At 57.1% G+C, this 17,242-nt stretch carries 15 protein-coding genes; 4 read left to right on the top strand and 11 right to left on the bottom strand.

Annotation, left to right across the window (positions count from 1 at the left end):
• Positions 1-816 (top strand): hypothetical protein (locus A3728_RS23165; RefSeq protein ID WP_201722332.1); only part of this gene is annotated, 816 nt, incomplete at its 5' end.
• Between the two features lie 144 nt (positions 817-960).
• Here the strand turns inward: A3728_RS23165 and A3728_RS14310 are convergent.
• The 10 genes from A3728_RS14310 to A3728_RS14270 form a co-directional block, all read right to left on the bottom strand.
• Positions 961-4,368: an AAA family ATPase gene (locus A3728_RS14310; RefSeq protein ID WP_067267163.1), complete on the bottom strand. Its 3,408-nt coding sequence runs from the start codon at positions 4,366-4,368 to the stop codon at positions 961-963.
• On the bottom strand, positions 4,365-5,546 hold the full coding sequence (locus A3728_RS14305) for a metallophosphoesterase family protein (protein WP_067267161.1): 1,182 nt from the start codon (positions 5,544-5,546) through the stop codon (positions 4,365-4,367). Before A3728_RS14305 ends, A3728_RS14310 begins: the two co-directional genes overlap by 4 nt.
• 84 nt (positions 5,547-5,630) lie before the next feature.
• Entirely contained in the window at positions 5,631-7,808 is a 2,178-nt protein-coding gene (locus tag A3728_RS14300) for a hypothetical protein (RefSeq protein WP_067267159.1), read from the bottom strand.
• A 115-nt stretch (positions 7,809-7,923) separates the two neighbouring features.
• Positions 7,924-9,573: a helicase-related protein gene (locus A3728_RS14295; RefSeq protein ID WP_236630519.1), complete on the bottom strand. Its 1,650-nt coding sequence runs from the start codon at positions 9,571-9,573 to the stop codon at positions 7,924-7,926.
• Between the two features lie 323 nt (positions 9,574-9,896).
• Entirely contained in the window at positions 9,897-10,280 is a 384-nt protein-coding gene (locus A3728_RS23865) for a zincin-like metallopeptidase domain-containing protein (RefSeq protein ID WP_150120818.1), read from the bottom strand.
• A gap of 11 nt (positions 10,281-10,291) precedes the next feature.
• The gene (locus A3728_RS14285) at positions 10,292-11,290 is read right to left on the bottom strand and encodes a tyrosine-type recombinase/integrase (protein WP_102856250.1); all 999 of its coding nucleotides are present in this window, start codon (positions 11,288-11,290) and stop codon (positions 10,292-10,294) included.
• Positions 11,287-11,844: a tyrosine-type recombinase/integrase gene (locus A3728_RS23500; RefSeq protein WP_197470971.1), complete on the bottom strand. Its 558-nt coding sequence runs from the start codon at positions 11,842-11,844 to the stop codon at positions 11,287-11,289. The genes A3728_RS14285 and A3728_RS23500 overlap by 4 nt, the downstream gene beginning before the upstream one ends.
• Before the next feature lie 195 nt (positions 11,845-12,039).
• Positions 12,040-12,231: a hypothetical protein gene (locus tag A3728_RS23495; protein WP_197470970.1), complete on the bottom strand. Its 192-nt coding sequence runs from the start codon at positions 12,229-12,231 to the stop codon at positions 12,040-12,042.
• Positions 12,228-13,475, bottom strand: coding sequence for a tyrosine-type recombinase/integrase (locus A3728_RS14275; protein WP_197470969.1), 1,248 nt, complete (start codon positions 13,473-13,475; stop codon positions 12,228-12,230). The genes A3728_RS23495 and A3728_RS14275 overlap by 4 nt, the downstream gene beginning before the upstream one ends.
• A gap of 99 nt (positions 13,476-13,574) precedes the next feature.
• Positions 13,575-14,261: an ArdC family protein gene (locus A3728_RS14270; protein ID WP_231886405.1), complete on the bottom strand. Its 687-nt coding sequence runs from the start codon at positions 14,259-14,261 to the stop codon at positions 13,575-13,577.
• 488 nt (positions 14,262-14,749) lie between these two features.
• Between A3728_RS14270 and A3728_RS14265 the strand changes: the two genes are divergently transcribed.
• From A3728_RS14265 to A3728_RS14255, 3 genes are all read left to right on the top strand, one after another.
• Positions 14,750-15,088: a hypothetical protein gene (locus A3728_RS14265; RefSeq protein ID WP_067267155.1), complete on the top strand. Its 339-nt coding sequence runs from the start codon at positions 14,750-14,752 to the stop codon at positions 15,086-15,088.
• Between the two features lie 391 nt (positions 15,089-15,479).
• Complete coding sequence (locus tag A3728_RS14260; RefSeq protein WP_067267153.1) at positions 15,480-16,094, top strand: type IV toxin-antitoxin system AbiEi family antitoxin domain-containing protein; 615 nt, start codon at positions 15,480-15,482, stop codon at positions 16,092-16,094.
• Positions 16,087-16,995, top strand: coding sequence for a nucleotidyl transferase AbiEii/AbiGii toxin family protein (locus A3728_RS14255; protein ID WP_067924994.1), 909 nt, complete (start codon positions 16,087-16,089; stop codon positions 16,993-16,995). The genes A3728_RS14260 and A3728_RS14255 overlap by 8 nt, the downstream gene beginning before the upstream one ends.
• Here A3728_RS14255 and A3728_RS14250 read toward each other — a convergent pair.
• Positions 16,996-17,242: transposase (locus A3728_RS14250; RefSeq protein ID WP_201722331.1), on the bottom strand; the 247-nt coding region annotated here is incomplete at its 5' end.

Raw genomic sequence — 17,242 nt, 5'->3', positions numbered from 1 at the left:
CCAAGTCTGATCGAGGAAGGCAAAGCAGGAGGCGGCTATGATGTGAAGCTCGACCGGCCAGGTGTTCCCTTGTTTCTGCAATTCAAACGATCCCACTGTATGGTCCGCCGAACGGCGAAGGAACACCAAGCCGTTGTGGCCTTGGGCGGGACACTGAACGTTCCCTACTACCGTTTCCCCATCACCGAAGCGAAGACCTCCGATCAGCATGAACTCCTGCTGGCGCTAGATGATGGCTCAAACCTCGTTTTTTACGCGGCACCCCGCTTTCACAGGCGAAACGAGATCAATCAAGCCTGGAGTCGGTCTGATGTCGCCCGGCGCTCGCTCTTCGTGGCTCCACGGATGATAGGCCCATTGGACGATGAGCAACACCATGTCGCCTTCGATGGTGGGAATACATGGCTGTGTTCGGAACCACGCGTTCTCGAAGTGCTAACCAACAGAGGGTTGGAGGACAAGCTGAACGGTTTTTTGAAGGAACACGATCAGCCGCTTGGAGAACGCCTGCCGTCGCTGGTGGCGGAAATGCATGAAGCCGAACGGCGCGGGCGGCAGAAAGCCGAGCTGCGTCGCGGCTCAGGTATGCCACAAGATACTTCAATTTCTGACCGGGGGGACATTCCGGTGGTTGAAACCTTGACGCGAAGGTCCATCGTGGAAGGAGAATCTGACGCAGCAAGCACGCCGGAACCCGAACCTCCGGTGTCGCGTGAGCCCAAGCCTCTCGGAAGCGAAGCAGCCGCACTCCGGCAAGTGGCAGACATCGCCGCGCATGTGTTCGAGGCTCAGTTGATCATCGTCCAGCCACGGTAAAGCAGTATGCAGGCCTGAAACCGCCGTATTCCGCTTGGGCATACCCCACAAAGAAAATTTCCGGGAACGTGAATGTCAGGGGACAACATCCCCGCTATCAGCGCGTCCATATGCAAACGCAATTCTGGCGCCGAATCAAATCAGTCAATCTGGCATGTTCACGACAGTCACCCCTTTGATGGAGTCGCGTGCCAACTCGACCAGATGGGCATGATGCGTGAAGAGGATTGCCTGCCCGTTTGTGCCAATCTCGGCGCAAAGCTGCAGGGCGGCCCGAGCGCGCGTATCGTCGAAGGTTTCCATGATATCGTCCAGGATCATCGGCAGCGGCCCTGGGTCGCGCGCAAAACTGCGATATCCAGCGAGGCGCAGCGCAAAGTACAACTGGCCCATCGTGCCCGTCGACATCTGTTCAATAGGAACCGTACTGCCATCAGATTGGATACCAACAAGCTTTTCACCTTCCGCCTGGCTCCAGACGTCAACACCAGTCCAAGCGGGGGTGGTCATAGTGACAAAGGCCTCTTCAACATCACGCAACATGCCACTGCGCCGCTCTTCAGCAAGGCGACGCAGCGCCCCGCGTGCCGCCAGAACCCCGAGCCGAGCCACCGCCGCCTGACGGGCACCGCTCCGGAGCTCCTCGAGCAGTGTCGCCTGTTCGGTTGCGAGATCGCTGCGGTCGGCGGCCTCAAAAGCGTCGCGGTACAGACGGGCAGCCTCGCGCTGTGCGTCGCGGGCGGTGTCGCGGGAGTCCTGTACGTCTTTCAGGGCGAGTTCCAGTTCTGCCGCACGCGTGGCGTCCGGCATCCGGTCCAATTCCTCGGCAAAGAGATCGGCGTCCACGCCATCGCGAGCCTTCTGCCGATCGCGGTCCGCCGTTGCCTTATTGGCGCGCAGACGATCCCGTTCAACCAGCTTTGCTACCCGGTCGCGCGGCAAGAGGTCTTGCCCACCCTGCCCTTCGAAACAACCGTTCAGATCGTCGATCGCGGCCTGAAGTTCGGTCTCCGCGCGGCGTTTTGACCTGTCCGTTTCATCCCGTCGCAACACGGCCTCAACTCGTTTTTCGTCAGCCCGCGTGGATCCAACCACGCGCGCACGAGCACGGTCGATGACTTGAACCGGGTCGATACCTGTCTCATCCTGAGGATCATCCACAATTCGAGCCAGACGCTGCGCGCCCTCTGCAAGGGCGGCAATCGCCTGCTCCAGGGCCTCGATCCGAGCGGAGAGCTTTCGATGCTCGCCATAAAGCTGCTGCAGGCTGCGCAGGTGCGGCAGGGCGGCTCGAATCGCCTCAAGCGAGCGATCCGGCAATGGCAGTGCCGCGGTCAACTGGTCAAGATTCACCTGCGCCGTTTCGCAGTCGGTTTGGCATTCCGCTGACTTGCTATCCAGCTTGTCTATGGTCTTCTCGCCCTCCTGCCATTTGGCCCAAGCCTTGCGATCACTATCCTCCAACGTCAATGCGCGTTGCACCTGCGCGGGCAGATCACCATTCGCTCGGTCAAGTCCAAGGGGCCGCGCAGCATCAATCAGCGCATCGCGGGCCACCTCCTGATGGGCAAGACGGGCTTTCAACGCTTCTTTCGCATTGGAAAGCTCGGCTGCCGCTTCAGCCGCTGCGGTCAGTGCCTGCTGACGCGCGCTGAAGGCTGAGGGGGTCGCATCTTCCCCCAATCCCAATGCAAGCGCCAACCTGGAACTGCGCTCCGACAGGCGGTCACGGAGAGTGACCAAGTCGTCGTGACGCGTCTTTGCGGCCCCATACCTTGCGTCGGCGGTCCGCACCTGACCTTGCGCCGCGAGCAGACGCTGCCGGGCCTCTGCGCCGATCAAGTAATGCGCGCGGGTGCCATCATCAGCATACATTGCTTTCTCGAAGTGATCCGCGGTCTCGGTGGTCAGATCGTCCCGGTGCTGCCGCCAAACCATGTCACGCCGACGCCGGGTCTCTTCGGTCACGACAATGTCAACGGCGTCAGGCGCGGCCTCTTGCGCACAAAGATGGGCCCGCGCCTCGGCCAGGTCTGCTGCGCGGGCGTCGAGGTCATTGCGCGCCGACGCAAGGTCGGCGGTCAGGGCCATCCAGTTCCGACCGACTTCGTCGAGCGTTTCGCGCGCCGGCAGGCCCTCAGCGATCAGTTCTTTCCAGGACGCCGGCAGACCAGCAGTGACCTTGGTCAGACGCGCCAAAGCTTGGCTTTGGTCGGTCTCGAACGCGGTAAGATCCGCCACAGTCTTCCAAAGATCGAAGGCGGCCCGAAGCGCTGTCATGTCCTGCGGTTCAGCGGGTGCTTCGCCCTGTTGGGCGCGGGCTGCTCCGGCGGCCTCCCGTGCGGCGTCGTTTGAAAAACTGGCGGTCAAGAAATCCTGGACTGCAGCTGCAAGATCCTCAAGAACGCCTGCCTCCAGGGCAACAGTCGATGCCGGCGCATCTGGCACCTGGAGGAGCCGCAAAACGGCGTCTATTTGGCGACTGAGTTTTTCCTGATCTTCGCGACGCCGGGCAAGATCGGCCCGCGCCGTATTGGCCCGTCCCATAAGCGAAGCTCCATCGATGGTCAGTTGATCGAGACGTTCCAACTCTGCCGTCAACGTCTGGGCCAGCTTGTCGACTGGGTTGTCTGCGACGACCTGATCTTGTTTGTCGATCTCTTCTTCCGCCTCCGCGATCCGGATCGTCTGCGCGGCGATTTTTTCGACAAGGCCCGCCACGCGCTCTGCCGCGCCGGGATGGAGGTTGGGGCCTTCGGGGAAATCGACCAAGGCCTCTGTAAGCTGCCCTATTTCCTCAGTTCGATCATACCAGACCTCCGCAGCTTTTGACGCGGCCTGTCTTTGATGGGTTTGCCGCAGCTCGGCATCAACCCCCTCAAACTCGGCTGCTGCCCGATCACGATCATGACGCAGGGTGCGCTCTCGCTCTGTCGTCAGGCGATCAGCCCGCAGTTCGCGGCCAATCTCTTTCAGGCGATCGCTACCGGTTTTCAGAATGTTGCCCCGGCCTCGTTTCTTATGAAATTTGTCGGCTCGCTCCGCCAGGGCATCTAGCGTTTGCGCCATGCCCGTCAGGCCAGAAAGACCCGCATGCAGAAGTTGCCCAAGGTCTCCCTGCGCCCCGGCGATCCGTTCGCCACCCTCGCGCAAGCCCTTCTCGTTGAGCGAAAACCGTTCCTCATAAGTCTCTCGCGATAGGCCGTGCAAAGCACCCGACAGGATTGCCTCGTTTATTGGGCGGTCCTGCGCGTCCAACAGTGATTGCGTCCTCTTGCTGTTACGGTGCAAAGCCATGGTCCCGCGCCCGGGCAGGTCAAGTTCTGCCCCCACCAAAAGATCACTTCGCTCAAACTTGAAGGCATAAGGATGTGCCCCGCCTTTAAACCCGAAAAGCAATTCCAGAAAGGCGTGATAGGCCGTGGACTTGCCCGCCTCGTTTGGACCAAAAATCACCGTCACATCGGGGACGCCTTCGACAGGCCTTGGAAATACAATCTCGGCGTCTTTGAAACGGCCATAGCGGATCAGGTCTAACCGGTTCAGCCTCATCGCAAAGCCCCCGCGTGCAACGTCAGAGAAACTTCCGCTATCGCTTCCTCCAGTAGTGCATCCAGCCCGCTCTCATCCAGCTCGTCCATGATTTCTGATGGCAGGGCGAGGCGTAGTTCTTCGAGCTGTTGCAGAGCGGCCTGCCGAAAGCCGTCTTCGGTCAGTTCGTCCTGCATGAGGCGAACGAGATCGTCAGTCTCGGCTCCCGGTTTGCGGGGCGGCGGAGCAGATTTGACCTTGTCGAGGAATACACCGTCGATGCTATCCAGCACTTCGACCGCCAGTTCCGTCACCAGTTCTGTCCCGTGGCGATCCGAGGTGACGTGCAGTCGCACCGCCATATCGCTTCCCGGCACTTGCGCGGACATCAATGTGTCGCGCAAGCTGCGCAAGACCTCCTGTTGGTCAGCACAGGCGCTCAAATCCAGCGCACATTCGGAAAAGCCAAGGTGACCAATGGCGCGGCGTTCGAATTCCGGCGTGCCCTCGCCCACCGAAACAATGGTCACGGTGCCACCGTTGCGTTCACCAAAATGGCGTGGCTGCGGGATACCGGGCATGACCGCCAGTACCGGTCCGTCGACACGCTCGAAGGGTGCGTGTATATGCCCGAGGCACCAGAGATCGTACCCATACGCCATCAGGTCCCGTTCGGCGCAGGGTGCATAAGGATCATGACCCTGAGCACCGTCAAGCGAGGTATGCATCAGCCCGACGTTGCGCTTACCCGGCACCGGTCGCGGATAATCGGGAAGAAAGCTCTTTGCCACATGTGCCGCATCAAAGGAGAGGCCATGGAAAGCCGTGCCACCGACCTCGACCGTCGGTGTACCCTTATGCAGAACATGGACATTCGGCCCCAAATCTCCATGCGCCTTGTGATCTAACAGCGCATCGTGGTTACCCCTGATCAGCACCGTGGGCACACCAGCTTCGGAAGCACGCGCCAACTGGGAAATCAGGAAGGCCCGGGCTTTCAGATCCGGGTAACCATTGTCAAAGATGTCGCCCGCCAGCACCAAAGCATCGACCTGCTCCGAAATCGCCAGGTCGATGATCTCGGCAAAGGTGTCGCGGCTGGCCTGTTTCAGCCGGTCGCCAAGGTCGGGATTCCGTAGCGCCACGGATCGGATGGGTGATCCAAGATGAATGTCAGCTGAAACGAGGAGGCGCATCATATCCCGTCCGTTTTCGTGAGAAAGTAAAGCTTTGAACATGTGTCCATTTAACCACCACCATCCAGGAGTCTGGTGACAAAACGGCTAGGCATCAACACAGGCCTTTGTTTCGGCAAAAAGCGACTTCAAATGGTGTCCCGACATATCCAAAATTGGTTCAAACATGAACGAATTTAGATGAATATTCTCGGGCGTCATTAGAGCTACACGCTTGATTGTGCGCAACACCCCCGCGTCACAGCCCCCCAATTTTTCATACTTCCGAATCAGTTTCCCAGTTTGGTTATTTCCGATGTTCGCCACATACACAGGGTCATTTATCTTACTGATCAACACTTCTTCGGCCAACAGCCGGATTCCGATTGAAAGAGCAATCTTCTGCTCTAGTGAAAGATTATCATCTTCGACCTCGCAAATTTCAATACAAGCGGTCATCAAAAGATCAAACACCGCTCCTTTCAGACTGTTGAAGTTGGCGAAACTTCCTTCCGCAAGCACAGATTGGTACATGCCGAACAGCTCGCCAACGGACACAGTCTTTGTTCGATCTTTGACGTGGAGTAAGGCTGTGAGTTGTCCGAACACCACTTCGTTACCCACATATTCGGCAAGATTTCGAACGAATGGTATTGATGCTACCAAAACGACGGGGTCGGCCAAATTCTTCTTCCACCCCGAAAATGGGTTATCGCTTAGGCTATCCGGAATAAGTTGAAGCGCGCCATTCAGACGATTACTCAAAAGTTTGTTCTCACCATAGACGCCAAGACGACCACGAACCGTGCGGTAGAAATCGTAATTGTGAGTCAAGATAATAAGGTGGAAGTCTTCGTTTGCGCGCATGTCGCTGAGATATTCGACAATAGCGTATTTGTTCTTGTAATCGAACGAGTCTGCTATATCGTCTATAACCACAAGTGTCTCTATCCCCGCTTTTCTGCGGGCTTCAACTTCAAATATGATGTTCAGAATGTATAGAGCACGCTTTTCACCATTGCTTAGACCTCTATCCAGAATGGCCCTATCCATTTTACGTGCAGCGCCTCCTCCCCGATCATCGACATAAAATGCAATCTGTGGCGCGGAAACATTGAGCACTGCATCACCTTTATTTTCCACCTGAACCTTGAATGGCACGGAGAAACGATCGTTGAACAACGCGATCACGGCCTCCCATTGTGTCTGTTCCTTCTCAGCTTCTGCAATGATTGCCCTAATCTTCTCTTTGCTTGAGTCATACTCTTGGATCAGTTCGAAATACTCATGGCCATTCTCAATTAGGTACGAAATCCAGACTTTTTGCTTCAAAGCATCAATATCCGAAAGCTCTGCGACAACGAACGGGTTTTCGATCAGATAGTCACGGAAGCTTCTCAGCTCGGCCGTGGTAAGTGTGCCGTCCACCTTTTGAAACATTTCCGCCAGTTTCGGATCTTTAAGTATTCTATCCTTTTCACCCTCTATTGCCGAGATCAGGTCCCCGTCAGTCTTTATCTCGCTTCGCTCACCATCATGATTGAGATTTACTGAGTGGCCACCATCAAACCATCCATTTGCCTTCAGATTTTTTGCAATCGTTTCGGCATTACTGTGATTGAAGACGCCCTTCTTAAAATATGAGGATTGATCTAATATTTGCTCATAAATTTTGGTGTAATCATCGATTAACGCCTTGACATCTGCATTTTGAAGCAGATCTATCACCTTGTCACTGAACAATACCTTGTATTTGAGGACTGAGAATGCAGAATGTGCACCTTCTCGAACTTCCCGCTCGAGTCTCGCAAGCGCGACCAACACATCTTCTTTCTTAACTTTGAACGCGTCGGCAATTGAGACGTCAATATCTTTCGTAAGTCCAGACGACTTCCGAAGGTTTTTTAAAAGTCCGTCTTTCTTTTCTGCGATTGATCCAAAAATTTGATCATATCGAGATTTTAGGTCTTCGCTTGCAAGCAATGTTGAAATTCTAGCCGATTGATATTTCTCATCAATGGGATCAATTACGAATATAGATTGGCGATCAAGCGCAGCACCTGTTTCATCGAAAATCCTGAATGTGCTTTCTCGTTCAGGAAAAAATATATCTTCCGGCTCCTTATTATTTGCGTATTGCTTCAGAGTTTTGGCAAGTGAAGTCTTCATTACACCGTTTGGCGCATACACGAGAACGGGCATGTTGTTATTTGAGAAATCAAACGTGTGAGCTAACGCATCAATACCATAGCAATTAGTAAAATTGACTGATACCTTTACTGTCATTTTTTTTGACACCCTTCATCCTAAAGACTAAATCTGGCCGACGCGGCCCATTCCATTCCGCAAGAGTTAACGACGACATGACTTAAGCCTTGCTGCCGCAACGCGGCATTTCTAACTACTGAAACAGTTTAGAAGCCAAGTCTGATAGTAAGTTGGGAGCGAGTCTAGACGAAGCTGCATCCAGAGCCAGCAAATCATGCGACAGGTATGGGTGAAATTTTTCCGAAACCAAGTTTCCTGCACCGGCGAAGATGTCGACGGGCTCGCCTGCAGCTATTCTATCAATCACTGTTTGCAGGTCAGGTGCTTCATCCCCGGCCTCCACCAGAAGAAACCCGTCATGCTGCTCGACTGAAAACCCTTCACTTCTGAGTGCGAGCGCGAGAGTCGACGTCTTCACCGTTCCGACCCGCGTTGCGATGATCGATGTATGCTCACCGAGAGAGTGGATATTCTCGGTCCGAAACCCTAGCAGTTGATATTGCGCACGCGCTTCCTCCAGCATCGTCAAGGAAACACTGTCCATGTAAGCCGGACTGGCATCCCCCTCGAGCACGGCGAACATTCGATCAATCACCTTGTCATGAATGTCACCTGGATCACCGCCAAAGACGGGAGGCACGCCCGCTTTCGCGGGCTTGACCATTATCACCTTCTCGCGGTCATGGATTTCCTGAACCACCCACCGCCGCCCAGAGAAAATCAGAAGCATCCCTGGGGCAAGAACATTGTCGATCGGCAGAGTCCCAAGTTCCCTCCCTTCTGCTACCAAGCGGAATTCCTCAGGCGTCTGAAACACTGCGTAGAAGCTGTAGTGTTCGACCAGCTTTTCGCCTGCAGGTCCCAAGAGTAGCAGTCCGCTTCCGGACTGTTCGATCAAACCGGTTTCGGTATGACCGATCGAACGCAACACATCCGCGAACACTTCGGTTGTGACCTTGCGAAAGGGGCCCTCGCGACACAGGATACTGTAGACCACACTGGCAGAAGCACCGCCACGTTGTGCTATGACCGACAGTATCTGATGGACGAGCGTCGAAAGATGAAGCGCCTGCGGTCTTGGCGGTTCGCACCACCCCTTAAGCAACAGGTCTATCATCGCGATAGACCGGATCAAACCAAGGCGAAGACGATCAACGAAGCTGCTTTCTGGCGTCAACTGAGTCTCGACGACATACTGCCGCAAGACGGCTGGCTGTCCCTCGCGTCGGCCGGACCGGCCGAGACGTTGTCGCAACGCGGCGACGCTGAATGGCGCGCCGATTTGGGCCACGCAGGTCACATCACCGATGTCGATTCCAAGCTCGAGCGTCGACGTGCAGACGGCAGTTGTCGGCTTTGCGGCGTCCTTTAAGCGGCGTTCCACGAAGTCTCGGTGTTCGCGGGAGAGGCTAGCGTGGTGAGGATAGAATTCCTGCGGCAGATGTTCCCTCTCGCAGAGTTCCCGCAGCCGATCTGCATAGATCTCGACTCGTTGCCTCGCCCCAGCGAAGGCGAGGTTGTCGCTGCCTCGAAGGTGCTTGAACAGATGGGCTGCGATGGCATCCGTTGCGGATGGGCTGTTTTCATCCTCATCGCCTGATACGTAGCCGCGAAGCTGGAGCCTCAATTCAGCCTCGCCGCCATCTGCTTCTATGAGCTGGACAGCGTTTGCAGCGTCAGGGCGAAGATAGGCCTTGGCGAGGTCCATGTCGCCCAGCGTAGCTGACCTGCCGGTCATTCGTGCGCATCCGGTATCCTTTTCATTCTTCATATTTTCAGACATCTGTACTCGACGAAAAAATGAGGCCAGACACCTTTCCCGCAATCACGGCTCAAGATATGATCGAGCCAAGAGCGAGCTGAGCCGATCCTGAAGTCGTATGCCAGACGGGGCAGGATCCTACGGTAACGCTTCGGCAAGGAGGACTTTCTGTTCTACCGGGCATTTCATGCCCGTCGGCGCGAAGCGCCGGGCCTGTCGGCGGGTAGCCTTCAGGTTGCCCGCCGACAGGTCACCCTGAAACCGTCCATCACCTCGATCACGCCACAACGCAAAAGGCCCCCACCTGCTGATGGGGGCCTCGATCCTCTCGGCGGTGCGGGCTGTTACTCGGCGGCCATCCGCTCGGCCTGCACAGTGCGGTCCATGATGTAATCCACGGCTTTCTGCGCCTCTGACGCTGCCCGGAAAATCGCGCGGCTGTCTTCTTTCATCGCTTCAAGCCATCCTTCGACATAGGCCGCGCTCTGGTCGAATTCAGGCTCCACCCCGATCTGCGCGCAAAGCATGCAGTTTCCGATTTCCGCGACCAGCTCCTCGAACGCGTAGGCCTTTCGGTCGTTGAACCGGCCCAAGCGGTCCAGCCGCTTTGTTGCGCCTGTCCAGTGGGCCTTATGCCGATGTCGGCATAAGGGGCATAATGCCGCGCTCCGGTTTATGCCGCGCCGACCCTTACAACCTGTTGCGTTGCGGTTAGATCGGCGCAGCATATCGGCATAATTCAGAGCGCTTCGAGGAATGCCAGGAGTTCGTCACCCGGTCGATATCGTCCACCCGTCTGGTCAACCGGCTTTGTCAGAGCCATCGCCTTTTCTTTCAGTTCGATATCGGCGTGGATGTAGACCTGTGTCGTCTCAATCGATTCATGGCCCAGCCAAAGGGCGATAATCGTTCGGTCCACACCGCTCTGTAGAAGCTGCATTGCAGCGGTGTGGCGCAAGACATGGGGTGTGACGCGCTTCAGTCTGAACGTCGAGCTGGTCGAGGCGGCGGTTGCCGCATGTTTCCGAACAATTCGCTCAACCGCATCTCTGCTGAGCGGCCTGCCACGGATGGTTGCGAACAGGGGATCGCTGGGCTCAGTCCGGCACTGCGCAAGCCATGCCTTCAATGCAAACCGACTGTCTGTCCGAAGCGGCGTTGCGCGTTCTTTTCGACCCTTGCCCACGCATCTGAGGTGCGCTCCGGTGCCAAGCTCGACATCGCCAACGCGAAGGCCGATCACCTCCGATACACGCAAGCCGGTTTGGAGCATTGTGAGAAGCAGAACGCGGTCGCGCCGCCCAAACCAGGTCGTCTGGTCAGGTGCCTTCAGCAAGGCCTCCATCTCGTCACGGGTCAGGAAGTCCACGACGCGTTTTTCGTGCCGCTTGGACGGCATCGCCAGCACCTTCTGGCAATGGTGCAGGAGCTGGGGCTCACAGCCCGCGACGTATTTGAAGAACGAGCGAATGGCCGCGAGGCGAGTGTTCCGGCTTCGCGCGCTGTTACCTCGTTCCTCCTCGCAGAAGGTCAGGAACCGACCGATGATGTCGGCGTCAATGTGAGCCACATGTAGCTCAGTCGGCGGCAGCCTTGTCTGCGCCTCGGCGTATCTCAGCAAGAGCCGGAAGGTGTCGCGATAGCTGGCAATCGTGTTTGGACTGGCCTGCATCTGGGTCAACAGCCGCTCGGTGAAGAACCGCTGCACATAGACGGGCAATGGATAGGTTGCGATCATGATGCGTCCTCCAAAACCCGCCGTTCGGCCCGCGCCGCGGCTAACTGCATCAGCTCGGGCACGGCCTCGATGTACCAGAACGTGTGCTTGGGCTCGGAATGGCCGAGATAGGTGCTGAGCTTGTACATTTCAGTTTCGATGTCCCGGCCATCCCGGAACCAGTCCAGGATGGTGTGAACGGCAAATGTGTGCCGCAAATCATGGATGCGTGGCCCATGTCCGTGGCGGTTGAAGGCTTGTGGTGACCGAAGGCCGATGTTTCTGCTGACCTGCGCGAAGTTGTAGCGTGCCCCGCAATCTCCCGCCGGTTCGCCATCCTCTTTGATGAAGAACCGGGATGATTGCTGCGGAACCAGACGATCCCGCAGCTCGGCATATCGAACAAGCCAATGAGCGGTATCCTCGTTGACGGGAAGCTGTCGATCCTTGCCATTCTTGGTGTTTCTGAGCGTTAGGATAGCGCGTTCCAGATCGACGTCATGCTGATCCAAAGACAAAGCTTCGTTCACGCGCATCCCCGTCACCGCGATCAAGCCGAACAGGGTCTGCCACAATGCGGCACGGAGGCCATAAGGTGACGGCAGTCGACCGGCTTCAACGACAAGATCCGCGATCTGACTGGGCGCATAGATGTAGGGGACACGCCTTCGGTATCGGCCTGTGACAAGCTGGCTGGACGGGACCTCGGTCCGATTGTCGTGCTCCGCAAGCCAAAAGGCGAACCGGCGCACCATACCAAGGCGATGAGACTAAGTGTTGTTGTCCGCGCTGCCGTAGTTTGCCTTCCAATCGAGGAACAAGGGCGTCGAGATCCGATTGAACCCGTTTTCACCGGCATAAGTCGTGAACTTGCGCAGGACCCGTTCCTCAAAGGAGAGGTCAAACCCCATCGAACGCCGAAGGGCCAGATATTCATCAAGTCGTTGGGACAGCGTCTTCATTGGGCGTCTCCCGAAGTTGGCCAGGGGCGCGAGATCGAGCGCAGGGCAGCCACATCGTATTGCGCATAGATGGTTGTGGTCATTGCAGATCGGTGACGCAGCACGTCCCCGATCTCAGCAAGCGAAGCACCCTTTCGCAGCATGTCGGTGGCCAGGCTGTGCCGCAGAATGTGGGTGCCTATATAGGCTTGTGGCGGGCTAATGCCGGTCGCGTCATAGGCGTCTCGCAATATCCATCGCAGGATTTGCGCGTCCTTGAACCTCTTGAAGGGCGGTTTCACCGACACGAACAGCGCGCGGTCCGGGCCCCGGCGCTCATTCTCGATGTAATCGACAATCGCCTCACCAACCTCCGCCGACATCGGCATCCGATCGTGCAACTGCCTCTTGCCGCGGATCAGGATTTCTCCAGCGCGCCAGTCGATGTCATCCAGTTCGATCGCTGTCACTTCCGGCGCACGAAGACCGAGACGGGCGATCAGCATCAGCATTGCATAGTTGCGCCGACCCGTTTTCTGGTGGTCGCGCACCACCTCAATGAGCCGGTTGACCTGTTCCGGCTCCAGATACCTCGGGATGCCGGTCGGTTTGGGCTGCCTGGCTTTCGGCACAGCATTGCTCAAGTTGCGCTCAGTCTTTCCGCTCCAGAACAGGAACTGGAAGAGGTTGCGAAGATGCGATGGGCCTGTCTTGTCCCGCGGCGCGTTTTGTTCCTTGCGCAACCAAAGTATGAACCCAGTGATGTCGTCTGGCTTGATGGTGTTCAAGTCACCCAGGCCAGAGCCGAACTTCGCAGTCAGGAACCGATCAAAGAACCGTAGGCAGTGATAAATTGTGTCCTCAGACAAGCCGCGCTGACTGCGAAGATAGGTTTCGTATTCCCGTTTCAGGCAGGCCCTCGGTGACATGTCGAGCGGCGGTTCTGAGCGCGGCGGTGCGCCTGCATTTTCAATGAGATAATCCCTGAACCGATTGATGCGGTACCGACAGTGCTTTTGGTCTCTCGCAGAAGCCGCACTGATGATCGACGTCGCCAGATGGTCCACACGATCATCGGTCAGCTCAGTGGGACAGACGTCTGCCTCCAGCATCGCCGCCCAAAGCGCCTCGGCTGTGGTTCTGTAATTGGCGATGGAACGGAGGCCGTATCCCTCCGCCTCGATCTGTAGGGCAAAGCGATCGGCATGGCTGCCAGCTTTCAGTTTCCGCCTCGTCGTTTGATCTGGGTGCGTATCGTTTTCCATGAGTGTTTCCTTCTTTTGGTTGAAGGTTGCACCTATGGCAGATCGCCGGCCCCAATTGCGCAGTTCGCCACGCTCACATGGCGGTTCTGAACTACAGTCTTATGCAGCCGGAAAACGACAAAAACCGCAGGAAACAAGACTTCGCCTGAACAAGCGCGGCATAAACCGGAGCGCGGCATTATGGGTCAGCTCATGCGCCAAGGTGCCGTAATACCCTGCGGCCCTGTGAAAGGTGCCAATCGGCGGCATGTGAATGCGGTCGGTCTTGATGTTGTAATAGGCGCGCGGCTCCTCGGTCACGTCGATCTGCGCGCCACTCGCGGCAAAGAACGCCTCCAACTCGGGGTCGGCCACAGTGCCAAGATCACGGGGCGGATCAGGCTGGATATAGAATTCAGTGGGCAGGCCCTCGATCTGATCGGCGTTGAACACACGGTAGGCCTTGGCATAGGGGATCTGGCGTTCCTCGCCGTTCTCGTCCTCACGCTCGACGGTGCCGTATTTCACCACGGTTGCGGATTTCTCGCCCTTGCCGACACGGCCCCCAAGCTGCTTGGCCTGATTGAACGTCATCCAGCGGGCAGAGGTATAGTCCTTGGCCATCGCGGTCGCCCAAAGCATCAGGATATTGATGCCTCGATAGGCTTCGCCGTTGAACCGTTCCGGCAAGCTGACCGATGCCCCGCCGCCGGTCCATGGCTTGCGCCAGGGCGGTGTTCCCGCCTCGATCTGCGTGATGATCTGATTTGTGACATGGGAATAAACGTCAAATTTCTCTTTGGTCATTTGTGACCCTCCTTGAGTGACGCGGTCTGGGTCTATCGCCCTTTCCGCCAATGGGCGGGCCTTCCTGTTCTGGTCTTTGGAATGCCCATGCATTCCGAAGGGCAGAGGAGGTAAGGGCAAAGCCCGTCCTGCGGCCTGGCGGGGCCGTGACAACCGGGTGGAGGGCGTGAATTTGGGAGGGAACCGCGCGCCTGCGCGTGGGAGGAACCGGAATTCTCGACCGGAACCGACGCCAACGGCGGCGCTTGCCGGTTTTCTCGGCCCTGCCAGGATGGCAGGCGGATCAACAGGATTTGGAAACTGTCAGGGTTGGGGTGAGCGGGCGTCAGCCCGTCGATCCCCTGCCCTGTCTATCGCACACAGCGAGACCGGCACACTGCCGGGACCACTGACCACTATAGAGCCATACCTAATTCGATAATATACGATTGATGCCTTCGTTAGATTCCGGCACAAGACGACCATCATTGTTTCTGTTGGTATGCGCGATGAACCAGACGATTGACCTCGAACTAAACGTCACCACCGAACAAGGCCTTCGGGCACTTGCTGAGGAGGGACACACGGTCGAAGTGCTGTGCAAAGCCGATCCTGAACGCAAGGGACCAAGCTGGTACGGCCTGTGGATCATGCGGACGGTTGGGAGTGATGGGCAGGCGAAAATCCTTGTCACTGCCAGGACGCGCGTGACGCAAAATGCGATTAGGGTGCGCGAATTCAAGACGGCAACCGGCGTGATCTCGTTTTTGATTGGTGTTGGATTCTCTCAGGCGAGCATTCCCATGAAGAACGGGGAAACGACCTTTCATCGTCTCGTCAGTGACTGAGGCCCGAATCGCGGTCGATATCACGATCCTTCTCGACTTCCTGATCCTTCTCCCGGTCGCGTTCGTCTTCAATCTCCAGCGAAAGGGGCGGCCCCATCCCATAGATTTTACTGCTGCGCGGGCGGGCCTTGGTTTTGATCCTGCACAACGAGCTCGTCAGGGACTCCCGGATGAGGTCATTCTGCAGGGGTGGCTCTGCGGATTTCCGAATGGCGTCGTGAGCGTGCGTAGACAGCTGAGGTTTCCTGAGACGGGGCTGGTTTGGATCAAGAGCGTGTTCTGAACTCCTATGTAAGTTTGCGCTTTCGACCACCGGACTGACTTTACCGGAAGCTGTGGCTGTGATACTAAACCTCAGAACATAGATCCAGAGATCGGTGGTTTGATATCAATGCCAGGGCGCAAAACACAGCGTGAACAAGCAAAAGAGATGCTCTGGGAGAGGGGCATCGTCCGGCTGTCTGAATTCAAGTCAGCGGGCATCACGGCTGCGACCATCGGCCGGATGCGGGACGATGGCGAGGTAATTCGTCTGGCGCGAGGACTATATCAACTACCGGATGCACCGCTGGATGCCAATCACAGCCTTGCCGAAGCGGCGAAGCGTCTTCCCAAAGGTGTTGTCTGCCTTACATCCGCGCTCGCGTTTCACGAGCTCACCGATCAACTGCCTCGGTCCGTCTGGATAGCAATCGGCAAGAACGATTGGTCCCCGCAGGATGAGCCAGCGCTGCGCATCGTTCGGTTCACGGACACTCTCCTGGCCCAAGACGTCAAGATGACATCGATTGAAGGCGTCCCGGTCAAGGTCTTCGGTGTCGCCAAAACCATCGCCGATTGCTTTCGGCATAGGCGGTCGGTTGGTCAATCGGTTGCTCTGGAGGGGCTTCAGGAGGCGCTGAGACAGCGGAAGGCTACTCCGGCAGAGATTGCACGCTCGGCGGCCAGCGGCGGCGTCTCCACAATCGTCCGCCCGTATCTCGAGGCGCTCACGGCGAATGGTTAGAGAGATCAAGAATATGGGCGCGTCGGTTCGCTCGCGGCTGCTCAAGATCAGCAAAGACAGCGAACAAAGCTATCAGCTTGTCCTCACACGCTATGCCAATGAGCGCTTGCTCTATCGCTTAGCAAAGTCTGCGCATGCCGAACGTTTTGTTCTCAAAGGTGCTGTTTTGTTGATGGCTTGGTTCGACGAACCCTTTCGCGGCACCCGTGATGTCGATCTACTGGGCCACGGAGATCCTGACCCAGGCGCCGTTCTTGGCGTTTTCAAAGACATCTTCGCAGGGGACGCACCGGACGGCGTCCAATTTGACGCCGACGGTGCGCAGATTGGACGTATCCGCGAAGACACCGAGTATGGAGGGCTGCGGATCAAGACCACCGCTAATGTTGGTGGTGCCCGGGTTTCGATCAGCGTCGATGTCGGGTTTGGCGATGCCATGGAGCCCGAACCACAGATTCTTGATCTGCCTGGACTACTCGACATGCCGACTGCGCCGCTCCGGGGGTATGCGCGCGAAACCGTCGTCGCGGAGAAATTCCAGGCGATGGTGGCCCTCGGCCTCACCAATACGAGGATCAAGGACTATTATGACGTCTGGTTGCTCAGCCGATCATTCGAGTTTGACGAAGCGCAACTCGGCCGCGCAATCGCGGCGACATTTGAACGGCGCGATACGGCCGTTCCGACAGAGACCCCAGATGCGTTGACGGCCGCGTTCAGTAAAGACGAAGCCAAGCAGCGCCAGTGGGCGGCTTTCAGTCGAGACGTTTCCTTCGACCCGGGACCGCTGCCACGCGTAGTTGAAACGTTGGCGGGATTTCTGATGCCGGCCGCGGTCAGATCATGCCCCATAGCGTGGTGTAACTCGCGGCTGGCCGGGCGCTTTCGACGGCCGAGCTGATCAGTCCGTCTGCGTTGCAGGCAGGCTGATGATGGGATCATCGCAGACCGGTGCCAAGGTTTCCAGCGTCATGTATCGCGCACGCTGCACAGTCCATTCTTCGGTCTGCTCCATGAGGATGGCGCCGACGAGGCGTCGTATGGCAGCCTCATTTGGAAAGATCCCGACGACGTCTGTCCTGCGCTTGATCTCGCCGTTCAAACGTTCAATCGGATTCGTCGAATGCAACTTCGTCCGATGCTGTTGG

It is taken from the genome of Sulfitobacter sp. HI0040, from assembly GCF_001634885.1.
Lineage (GTDB): Bacteria > Pseudomonadota > Alphaproteobacteria > Rhodobacterales > Rhodobacteraceae > Sulfitobacter.
This window is presented reverse-complemented; position numbering and strand designations above follow the sequence as displayed.

Bases quoted from the DNA above. Each gene is read 5' to 3' on its own strand.
- A3728_RS14255 (WP_067924994.1), top strand. From the start codon at position 16,087: ATGGTTAGAGAGATCAAGAATATGGGCGCGTCGGTTCGCTCGCGGCTG.
- A3728_RS14260 (WP_067267153.1), top strand. From the start codon at position 15,480: ATGCCAGGGCGCAAAACACAGCGTGAACAAGCAAAAGAGATGCTCTGG.
- A3728_RS23495 (WP_197470970.1), bottom strand. From the start codon at position 12,231: ATGAAGACGCTGTCCCAACGACTTGATGAATATCTGGCCCTTCGGCGT.
- A3728_RS23865 (WP_150120818.1), bottom strand. From the start codon at position 10,280: ATGCTGCGCCGATCTAACCGCAACGCAACAGGTTGTAAGGGTCGGCGC.
- A3728_RS14295 (WP_236630519.1), bottom strand. From the start codon at position 9,573: ATGTCTGAAAATATGAAGAATGAAAAGGATACCGGATGCGCACGAATG.
- A3728_RS14275 (WP_197470969.1), bottom strand. From the start codon at position 13,475: ATGGAAAACGATACGCACCCAGATCAAACGACGAGGCGGAAACTGAAA.
- A3728_RS14300 (WP_067267159.1), bottom strand. From the start codon at position 7,808: ATGACAGTAAAGGTATCAGTCAATTTTACTAATTGCTATGGTATTGAT.
- A3728_RS14285 (WP_102856250.1), bottom strand. From the start codon at position 11,290: ATGATCGCAACCTATCCATTGCCCGTCTATGTGCAGCGGTTCTTCACC.
- A3728_RS14305 (WP_067267161.1), bottom strand. From the start codon at position 5,546: ATGATGCGCCTCCTCGTTTCAGCTGACATTCATCTTGGATCACCCATC.
- A3728_RS14265 (WP_067267155.1), top strand. From the start codon at position 14,750: ATGAACCAGACGATTGACCTCGAACTAAACGTCACCACCGAACAAGGC.
- A3728_RS14310 (WP_067267163.1), bottom strand. From the start codon at position 4,368: ATGAGGCTGAACCGGTTAGACCTGATCCGCTATGGCCGTTTCAAAGAC.
- A3728_RS14270 (WP_231886405.1), bottom strand. From the start codon at position 14,261: ATGACCAAAGAGAAATTTGACGTTTATTCCCATGTCACAAATCAGATC.